This is a genomic window from Pseudomonas sp. HMWF006 (assembly GCF_003061205.1).
Lineage (GTDB): Bacteria > Pseudomonadota > Gammaproteobacteria > Pseudomonadales > Pseudomonadaceae > Aquipseudomonas > Aquipseudomonas monsensis.
In genome coordinates, this window is sequence record NZ_QAIU01000169.1 from 1 (window position 1) to 9030 (window position 9030).

The following is a 9030-nucleotide window of genomic DNA, read 5'->3' on the forward strand; positions in this document are numbered from 1 at the left end:
CGGTTACGCACGAACAGCGTACTGCCCAACTGGCTTTCGAGTTTCTGCACCCGGGCGGTGATCGCCGTTTGCGTGACGAACAGCTTTTGCGCAGCCGCCGCCAGGCTGCCGTGGCGGACGATTTCCAGAAAGGTGCGGGCGAGGTCGATGTCCATGGGCGGGCCGGTGGTTGAGGTGGCGGGCATTGTAAGTGCAGCCTCGGGACCGCGTCATCGTTTGGAGTGGCCCCTCACTCTGATCCTCTCCCAAAGGAGAGGGTCGGGGTGAGGGCAAAACCAGTTACCGCAGAATCAACCCACCCACTCGACCTCCTGCACCCGTGCCCAATCCGCCACCAGCCGTGCCGGCGTGCCGCAGGCCTTGCGCTTGTAGACGAAATGCCGGCACTTCTCGGCGAACTGATTGCGGTTGTAGAGCATGTCTTCCTGCATTTCCTGCAACTCGGTTTCGCGGCATTGGTCGATCAGCACCTGGTCGACCCGCAACTTGCGCTCGCGTACGGCGGCGTAGGCCGGGTCGCTCAGCACGGCATTGGCCCGTTGCAGCATCCACAACGAAAACTCATCCGGGCAGCGCGGGCCGATTTCCTGGACCATGCCCAGTTGCAATGCCTGGCTGGCGCTCACCGGCAGACAGGCTTGGGTCAGTTGCTCGGCGATGGCCGGGCCCACCGCGCGCGGCAGGCTGTATGTCCAGTATTCCGAGCCGTACAAGCCCATGCTCTTGTAGTGCGGATTGAGCACGATGTCGGCCCGCGCAAACACGATATCCGCCGCCAGCGCGAGCATCACGCCGCCGGCCCCGGCATTGCCGGTCACGCCGCTGACGACCAGTTGCCGCGCACTCAACAGCTCGGCGCAGACATCGTCGATGGCCTGAATATTCGCCCAGGCTTCAGCGCCGGGATCCTGCGCCGCCTGAATCACATTCAGGTGCACACCATTGGAAAAGCTGCCGCGACCGCCGCGGATCAGCAGCACTTGCGTGTCGCGGGACTTGGCCCAGCGCAGCGCCTCGACCATGCGCCGGCATTGTTCGGTGCTCATGGCGCCGTTGTAGAACTCGAACGTCAGCTCACCGACCACCCCGGACTCGCGATAACGCAGCGGCTGATACGCTTCATCGCTGAACGGCTGGCTGGCAATCGTCCAGTCCAGCACCGCCACCTCGGCCAGTTGCTCGATCAGCACGTGCCGGGCCGGTTGCTTGAAGGTTTCCTCGCCCGGTTGCGGCTTGCGTCGCAGCGATCCGATCCATACGCTCTGATCCCCCGCGGCCACCAGCACGGCATCGTCGTGCACCGCCAGAATCTCGCCGGGCATGCCCGAGCGCGAATCGAGGTGTGCGTCGTAAACGTAATACTGCCCACCGGCCAGACTTGCCAGCACGCCGGGCTGGCCATCCGCTGCGTCGATGCAGCGTTTGATGAACCGTGCGCAATCGTGCCAGGTGAAGCTACGATCGACCTGTTTCATGTTCGGCTGCAAACGCCCGCGCACCTTGGGGTCGGCGTAATCCAGTTCGACCGGGATAAAACCGTTGACGAACTTCTCCACCACTTCACGGATGCAACACATTGCCGCATCGCTGACCCGGCCGTTGTACAGCTCGGACTTGCGCAGCCCGGATGGCAGGTTGAATTCACACGTGGCCCAGACCGGACCGGCGTCCATTTCCTCCACGGCTTGCAGGGCGGTCACGCCCCAGCTCGACAACTCCTGGGTGATCGCCCAGTCCAGCGCACTGGCGCCACGATCGCCAACGATGCCCGGATGGATAATCACCACCGGCCGCGCGCGGTTGCTCCACAGTGCCTGGGGCACGCGGTCCTTGAGGAACGGGCAGATCACCAGGTCGGCGCCGCTGTATTCGATCTGTTCGCAGACCGACGCTTCGTCGGTGAATACCACGACGCTGGGCGAATGCCCGGCCTGGCGCAGCTCCAGCCAGGCGCGTTGGGTCAGGCCGTTGAACGCTGACGACAGCAGAATGATCTTGAGTGATCGCATGAATGGTCTTCCTTGAGTGGGATCAGCCGCAGGCTCCCGGTGAGCCGTCCTTGGCCTTCGATGGAGCCGGGAGAGTAATGAGTGGCGGCTGGCCCGCCAGTGACCGAGGTCAATGTTCGGTGAGCCAATATTTCTGCGGCGACGAAACGCCGGACGACCAAACGCAAAAAACCCGCCACAGGGGCGGGTTCTTCGGAGTACTGCGCGGCGCTGTTACGAAGGGAACAGCTCGGACAGTTTCATCGACAGCATCATGTCGCCTTCAACGCGCAGCTTGCCGCCCATGAAAGCCTGCATGCCGTCGGTTTCACCGCTGACGATGCCTTTCAGGGTTTCGCTGTCGAGCACCAGCGTGCAGTTGGCGGCAGGGTTTTCGCCTTCCTCGATATTGCAGGTACCGTCTTTGATGATCAGCGAGTACTGCTTGTTTTCGTCGGTGATGTTGAAACCGAAGACCAGATCCAGACCGGCAGCAGCGGCTGGGTTGAACTTGGCTTGCATTGCTTTTACGGCATCAGCTACGGAGGTCATGGTTCGATCCTTTCTTGGATAATAAGCGCTGGTTGATTACAGCAAGGTTCACACGTTAACCGGACTCAGCGGAAAGTGATGAGTTCCGGTGTCTTCAACAGTTGCAGGTGTGCATGACTGTTAAAGGAAGCCAAGGCCACCTCGCCACCGCGGAACTTCAGCTGGTTGAGCGAGGTGTTGACGATTTGCCAGTTCAATTCAAAGGCCTGTCGGGCAGGCATTTGCGTAATCAGGTGGAGCAGGGCGGTGATAGTGCCGCCGGAGGTGAACACGGCGATTTTCTGATGCGACTCCGCCTGTTCGAGGATCCGCTGCAGCCCGGCCTTGACCCGCTCGACGAACCCCAGCCAGCTTTCCAGCCCCGGCGTGTCGTAGGTGCCGGCCAGCCAACGCTCGATGATCAGGGCGAAGATGCGCTGGAACTCGCCACGGTTTTGTGCGGCGTTGCGCAGGATGTCGAGGGCTTCCGGTTCGTCCGGCAGCATCGCCGGGAGCAGGGCGCGGATGACCGCGTCGGCATCGAATTCATTGAACGCCGAATCGGTTTCCAGCGTCGGTACCGGCAGGCCGTTGGCAGCGAACTGTTCCAGCGCGCTGGTGGCGGTGTGTTGCTGGCGACGCAGGTCACCCGCCAGGCAGCGATCGAAGCGGACCCCCAGTTCAGCGAGGTGCTGACCGAGGATTTCTGCCTGGCGCACACCGATGGGCGACAGGACGTCATAGTCGTCTGCACCAAAGGAGGCCTGGCCATGTCGAATCAAGTAGATGCTGCCCACGTCCGCGTCATCCCGGTACGTTGAAGGTTGTGGCGAGGTTATGAGGATGACGGGTAGCTGTCAATGAAAAAACATACGCTTGTTTGAAATGCCCGTTACAGGCCTGTTGCCAAAGGTTTCCCGGCTGGTCGCCGGGCCGACGCATGGGTATGCTGGAGCCATCCCGCGTGTGTTTTTGCATCCACGCATTGTTTTAAGGAGTCTCTGTGGAGTTTTTCACCGAATACGCCAGTTTCCTGGCCAAGACCGTCACTCTGGTGATCGCCATTCTGGTGGTTCTCGCCAGTTTTGCCGCGTTGCGCAGCAAGGGCCGGCGCAAGTCGGCGGGGCAGTTGCAGGTCAGCAAGCTCAATGATTTCTACAAGGGCCTGCGCGAGCGCCTTGAGCAGACTTTGCTCGACAAGGATCAGCTCAAGGCACTGCGCAAGGGCGAGGCCAAATCCGAGAAAAGCGCGAAAAAGCAGAAGAACCAACCCGAGGCCAAACCTCGCGTATTCGTCCTGGATTTCGACGGCGACATCAAGGCCTCGGCCACCGAAAGCCTGCGCCATGAAATCACCGCATTGTTGACCCTGGCCACGCCAAAAGATGAAGTTGTCCTGCGTCTGGAAAGCGGTGGCGGCATGGTTCACAGCTACGGTCTGGCATCCTCGCAACTGGCGCGAATCCGTGAAGCCGGCGTGCCGTTGACCGTGTGCATCGACAAGGTCGCGGCCAGCGGCGGCTACATGATGGCGTGCATCGGGGAGAAGATCATCAGCGCGCCGTTTGCGATTCTTGGCTCGATCGGCGTGGTTGCACAGTTGCCCAACGTCAACCGTTTGCTGAAGAAGCACGACATCGACTTCGAGGTCCTTACCGCCGGCGAGTACAAGCGTACCCTCACCGTGTTTGGCGAAAACACCGAGAAGGGCCGCGAAAAGTTTCAGGAAGACCTCGACATCACCCATCAACTGTTCAAGAACTTCGTCGCGCGCTACCGCCCGCAACTGGCGATTGACGATGTGGCCACCGGTGAAGTCTGGCTTGGTGTCGCGGCGCTGGACAAACAACTGGTGGATGAACTCAAGACCAGTGATGAATACCTCGCCGACCGGGCGAAAAAAGCCGAGGTCTACCACTTGCACTACGCCGAGCGCAAAAGCCTGCAGGAGCGTATCGGCATGGCCGCCAGCGGTTCGGTCGATCGCGTACTGCTGAACTGGTGGAGTCGCCTGACGCAGCAGCGTTTCTGGTAAGGCCTTCAGGCATAAAAAACGCCGGTCAAATGACCGGCGTTTTTTTTGTCCGCTTCAAACCTGGCAGGTTCAGCGGCGACGGAACAGCGGCAGCGGTTCGTCGGTGGCGGCCTGATAGGTTACCGAGAAGTCCTTGAGACCTTCCAACGCTTCGTACGGGTCTTTGTCCGCACGCACGGCAAAGGCGTCGAAACCACAGCGGCGCATGTAGAACAGCTGATCGCGCAGCACGTCACCAATCGCCCGCAGTTCGCCTTTGAAACCGTAACGGTCACGCAGCAGACGGGCGTTGGAGTAGTTGCGCCCGTCAGTGAACGCCGGGAAGTTCAGGGCAATCACCTGAAATTCAGCCACGTCGTCACCGATTTCCTCGGCTTCTTCGTCGGCGTCCAGCCACACCCCCAGACCACCGTCGCGGGCCTTGAGCATGCGGCTGTGTTCGCGCCACAGCTGCAGAGGCACGATCAGATCGTCGCAGTTGCTGATTTCGTCGATGTTGAAATCCTTGGGCAACAGGTGCCAGGTTTCGTCGACGACCTCGTTGTTCTTAATGATTCGCTGCATAGACGCGTTCCTTGAAGAGGTCGATGCCAATACGCTGATAGGTGTCGATGAAGCGCTCGTCTTCGGTACGTTGTTCGACGTACACGTCGATCAGCTTCGAGATCACGTCTGGCATGGCTTCCTGGGCGAAAGACGGGCCGAGGATCTTGCCCAGGCTCGCATCACGGCTGGCGCTGCCGCCGAGGGAGACCTGGTAGAACTCCTCACCTTTCTTGTCCACGCCGAGAATGCCGATGTGGCCGACGTGGTGGTGACCGCAGGCGTTCATGCAGCCGGAGATGTTCAGGTCCAGCTCACCGATGTCGAACAGGTAGTCCAGGTCGTCGAAACGGCGCTGGATAGATTCGGCAATCGGGATCGACTTGGCGTTGGCCAGCGAGCAGAAGTCACCGCCCGGGCAGCAGATGATATCGGTCAGCAAGCCGATGTTCGGCGTGGCAAAACCGCTTTCACGCAGTTCGCCCCACAGGGTGAACAACTGGCTTTGCTCGACGTCGGCGAGAATGATGTTCTGCTCGTGGGAGGTGCGCAGTTGACCGAAGCTGTAGCGCTCGGCCAGATCGGCGACGGCATCGAGCTGTTTGTCGGTGATGTCGCCCGGAGCAACACCGGTCGGCTTCAGCGACAGAGTCACGGCAACATAACCCGGCTTCTTGTGTGCCAGGGTGTTGCGGGCGCGCCAGCGGGCAAAACCCGGGTGTTCTTTGTCCAGCTCGGCCAGTTGCGCGGTCTGGTTGTCCAGCGCCTTGTAGTCCGGGTCGACGAAGTGCTTGGCGACGCGATGCAGTTCGGCTTCGGTCAGGGTGGTCTGGCCGCCGCGCAGGTGTTGCATTTCCGCATCGACTTTCTGCGCGAAGACTTCAGGGGTCAGCGCCTTGACGAGGATCTTGATCCGCGCCTTGTATTTGTTGTCGCGACGACCGTAGCGGTTGTAGACCCGCAGGATGGCGTCGAGGTAACTCAACAGGTCCTGCCACGGCAGGAACTCGTTGATGAACGCGCCAACCACCGGGGTACGGCCGAGGCCGCCACCGACCAGCACGCGGAAGCCGAGTTCGCCGGCGGCGTTGTGCACCGGCTCGAGGCCGATGTCGTGAACTTCGATGGCGGCACGGTCAGCGGTCGAACCGTTGACGGCGATCTTGAATTTGCGCGGCAGGTAAGCGAATTCCGGGTGGAACGTGGTCCACTGGCGGACGATCTCGCACCACGGGCGCGGGTCGATCAGCTCATCGGCAGCGACACCGGCGAACTGGTCGGTGGTGACGTTGCGCAGGCAGTTGCCGCTGGTCTGGATCGCGTGCATCTGCACGGTGGCCAGTTCGGCAAGGATGTCCGGGATGTCTTCCACCGCCGGCCAGTTGAACTGCACGTTCTGCCGCGTACTGATGTGGGCGTAGCCCTTGTCGTAGTCACGGGCAATTTTGGCCATCATGCGCACCTGACGCGAGGTCAGTTGGCCGTAAGGCACCGCCACCCGCAACATCGGTGCAAAACGCTGGATGTACAGGCCATTTTGCAGGCGCAGGGGGCGGAATTCTTCTTCGCTCAGCTCACCTGCCAGATAGCGTCGGGTCTGATCACGGAACTGCTTGACGCGGTCCTCGATGATCCGCTGATCGTACTCGTCGTATACGTACATATAAGTCCTGTTCTCAGGCTTTGGGCTACTCGGAAAACGCTGCGTTTTCGCTTGCTGGAGTCCGATGGTGCCTCGGCAATTACGCGCGCACGGCCGCGCACTCCCTAACGGAGCCGGGGCAATATACCCGTTTGCAGTTATGCGCAAAAGTGATGTTTGAGTATATGTAAAGAACCAAATCGCCTAACGAGAACGGGTGTCAACTAACCCACATTTGTCGTGCGGGCAATCCTCGTCTTAACTGTGGTCGAGTCTTTCTGCAATCACCGATAAAACCGACAAGAGGCGATGCAATGAGCAATCCGACCAAGGCAAGGAAAAGCGACAGCAGCGTTGATGCGTGGGCCATTCTGTTCCTGATCATTCTGGTGGTGGGAACGGCGGTATTCTGGGTCAGTCATCAATAAACGACCCATCCGGGCCCGTTTTCGACGATTGTCGGACAAAAGGCGGGATTACGTGCCAATAGCCGGTTGATCGGTGGCTATAATGCGCGGCCATTTTTCCCTGGGCCCGGATGTTCATGTTGAAAATTTTCCACCTCAGCCTGCTGCTGTTAGGGGCGCTGTTCGCGACCGCTGCCAGAGCGGAATCGGTGCTGTTCCTTAATCCGGGCTCGACACAGGAAGCCTTCTGGCTCAGCTATTCGCAATTCATGCAGGTGGCCGCCCGGGATCTGGGCATCGAGCTGCAGATTCTCTATGCCCAGCGTCAACCCGAATTGACCATCGCCCAGGCCCGGCTGGCGCTGCAAGGGCCGAATCGCCCCGACTACCTGATGTTCGTCAACGAGCAGTATGTTGCCCCGCAGATTCTGCGTCTGGCGGAAAACAGCGGGGTGAAGCTGTTCATGGTTAACGCCGCGCTGACGCCCAACCAGCAAGCGCTGGTGGGGGAGCGACCCGATCGAATCGGTAGCCTGGTGCCGAACGACGAGGAGGGCGGTTACCTGATGATGAAGGAGTTGATTCGCCTGCATCCGCCGGTCGCGGCCAATGAAGAGATCGAGCTGCTGGCGTTCTCCGGTCTGAAAATCACGCCGTCGGCGCAACTGCGCGAACACGGCATGCAGCGCGCACTGGCCGAACACCCGCAAGTGCGCTTGCGGCAGATGGTCTACAGCGGTTGGATGCAGCAGCGGGCCTACGAACAGGCCCGGCAATTGTTCAGTCGTTATCCGAAGGTGTCGCTGGTGTGGTCGGCAAACGATGAAATGGCCTTCGGTGCGATGCGCGCGTTTGCCGAAACCGGGAAGACGCCGGGCAAAGACGCGCTGTTCAGCGCCGTCAACACATCACCCGCAGCCTTGCAGGCCGTGATCGACGGGCGCCTGAGCGCGCTGGTCGGTGGGCATTTCACGCTGGGCGGGTGGGCACTGGTCGAGTTGCATGATTATCAGCAGGGCGTCGATCTGAATCAGTACGGTGGGCGTGACCGGCAAATCCCTCTGTTGCAACTGATCGACAAACACCACGCCCGGCAAATGCTGGCGATGGGCAACACGCCGAACTATGGCGTGAGCTTCCGCAAACTCTCGGCCAAGGGCCGACCGTCTTCCTATCGCTACCCGTTCACTCTGCAAACCCTGATGTACTGAAGCCGCTCAGAGACCGGCGAAGTGCAGCACCAGTTTGACGATGGCGAACAGGGTCAGCGCGAACACGGCCGTGAACAGAATGCCCAGGATCACGAAATGACTGGGTTTGCCATGGGTGAAATCCCTGGCCCGGTTTTTCCCGCTCTGCACCCCGAATGCCGCAGCCATGACGCTGTGCAGCATCTGCCAGAAGGTCGGTGGTTTGTTGTCGATTGGATCGTCCATATATCCCTCGTCGCGCACATTGACCTGTAGAGCATAGACAACCTGACGCGGTCCGGCAGTTTACACAGTCGGTTACCAATTTCTGTGCAAGCGATACCTATGTACCGCAAGTGCTCGCCACTGAGATGGTCTTCTTTTCACTCCATTAAAAGGAGTGAACATGATCAGTAATTCTTCGCCTCCAGGCTTGAGCGGGCCTGCGCCGTCTGTTCCGGTGAAACCGCTCGCCACCCGCAGCCTGCACGCCGACTTTCTTGAAAAATCGATACCCCGCTGGCTGACCGACGCCTCGACGCAACGCCGTCGGGCGCTGAAGGGCAGCCACACCGTCCTGCCATCGTGGTATCGGAACGCTTCGCCCGCCCGGCGTAAGGCGCTGGACGACAGCTCAACGGCCAGTCTCATCGCGCAAAACCGCCTGGATAAAACCCTGTCCTCATTTCAGGAC

Annotated in this window: 10 protein-coding genes; 3 read left to right on the forward strand and 7 right to left on the reverse strand. The window is 60.3% G+C overall.

All coding sequences use genetic code 11. The features are described from left to right. The 4 genes from DBR24_RS06740 to DBR24_RS06755 form a co-directional block, all read right to left on the reverse strand. On the reverse strand, positions 1 to 155 hold a 155-nt coding region (locus DBR24_RS06740; RefSeq protein WP_146188978.1), incomplete at its 3' end, for a LysR family transcriptional regulator. A 135-nt stretch (positions 156 to 290) separates the two neighbouring features. Beyond that, on the reverse strand, positions 291 to 2009 hold the full coding sequence (locus DBR24_RS06745) for a hydrogenase maturation protein (RefSeq protein WP_128614291.1): 1719 nt from the start codon (positions 2007 to 2009) through the stop codon (positions 291 to 293). A 213-nt stretch (positions 2010 to 2222) separates the two neighbouring features. Then, entirely contained in the window at positions 2223 to 2540 is a 318-nt protein-coding gene (locus DBR24_RS06750) for an SCP2 sterol-binding domain-containing protein (RefSeq protein WP_128614292.1), read from the reverse strand. A gap of 65 nt (positions 2541 to 2605) precedes the next feature. Beyond that, positions 2606 to 3316 (reverse strand): histidine phosphatase family protein, encoded by a 711-nt coding sequence (locus tag DBR24_RS06755; RefSeq protein WP_128614293.1) that lies wholly within the window; start codon positions 3314 to 3316, stop codon positions 2606 to 2608. 206 nt (positions 3317 to 3522) lie between these two features. On the opposite strand from DBR24_RS06755, the gene sohB reads away from it, so the two are divergent. Next, positions 3523 to 4554 (forward strand): protease SohB, encoded by a 1032-nt coding sequence (sohB, locus tag DBR24_RS06760; RefSeq protein ID WP_123468188.1) that lies wholly within the window; start codon positions 3523 to 3525, stop codon positions 4552 to 4554. Positions 4555 to 4623: 69 nt separating this feature from the next. Here sohB and DBR24_RS06765 read toward each other — a convergent pair whose 3' ends face one another. Together DBR24_RS06765 and DBR24_RS06770 are read right to left on the reverse strand one after the other, a co-directional pair. Further along, positions 4624 to 5118, reverse strand: a complete 495-nt coding sequence (locus DBR24_RS06765) for a DUF934 domain-containing protein (protein ID WP_123468192.1) — start codon at positions 5116 to 5118, stop codon at positions 4624 to 4626. Next, on the reverse strand, positions 5102 to 6760 hold the full coding sequence (locus DBR24_RS06770) for a nitrite/sulfite reductase (protein ID WP_123468194.1): 1659 nt from the start codon (positions 6758 to 6760) through the stop codon (positions 5102 to 5104). Before DBR24_RS06770 ends, DBR24_RS06765 begins: the two co-directional genes overlap by 17 nt. 523 nt (positions 6761 to 7283) lie before the next feature. Here DBR24_RS06770 and DBR24_RS06775 point away from each other — a divergent pair. Then, positions 7284 to 8357: an ABC transporter substrate-binding protein gene (locus tag DBR24_RS06775; protein WP_128614294.1), complete on the forward strand. Its 1074-nt coding sequence runs from the start codon at positions 7284 to 7286 to the stop codon at positions 8355 to 8357. 6 nt (positions 8358 to 8363) lie between these two features. Here the strand turns inward: DBR24_RS06775 and DBR24_RS06780 are convergent, their stop codons facing one another. Then, positions 8364 to 8582, reverse strand: a complete 219-nt coding sequence (locus DBR24_RS06780; protein WP_123468196.1) for a DUF2970 domain-containing protein — start codon at positions 8580 to 8582, stop codon at positions 8364 to 8366. Positions 8583 to 8742: 160 nt separating this feature from the next. Between DBR24_RS06780 and DBR24_RS06785 the strand changes: the two genes are divergently transcribed. Then, positions 8743 to 9030: hypothetical protein (locus tag DBR24_RS06785; protein WP_146188977.1), on the forward strand; the 288-nt coding region annotated here is incomplete at its 3' end.

Coding starts and splice junctions, on each gene's coding strand:
- DBR24_RS06750 (WP_128614292.1), bottom strand. CDS start 2,540: ATGACCTCCGTAGCTGATGCCGTAAAAGCAATGCAAGCCAAGTTCAAC.
- DBR24_RS06745 (WP_128614291.1), bottom strand. CDS start 2,009: ATGCGATCACTCAAGATCATTCTGCTGTCGTCAGCGTTCAACGGCCTG.
- DBR24_RS06770 (WP_123468194.1), bottom strand. CDS start 6,760: ATGTACGTATACGACGAGTACGATCAGCGGATCATCGAGGACCGCGTC.
- DBR24_RS06775 (WP_128614294.1), top strand. CDS start 7,284: ATGTTGAAAATTTTCCACCTCAGCCTGCTGCTGTTAGGGGCGCTGTTC.
- DBR24_RS06780 (WP_123468196.1), bottom strand. CDS start 8,582: ATGGACGATCCAATCGACAACAAACCACCGACCTTCTGGCAGATGCTG.
- DBR24_RS06765 (WP_123468192.1), bottom strand. CDS start 5,118: ATGCAGCGAATCATTAAGAACAACGAGGTCGTCGACGAAACCTGGCAC.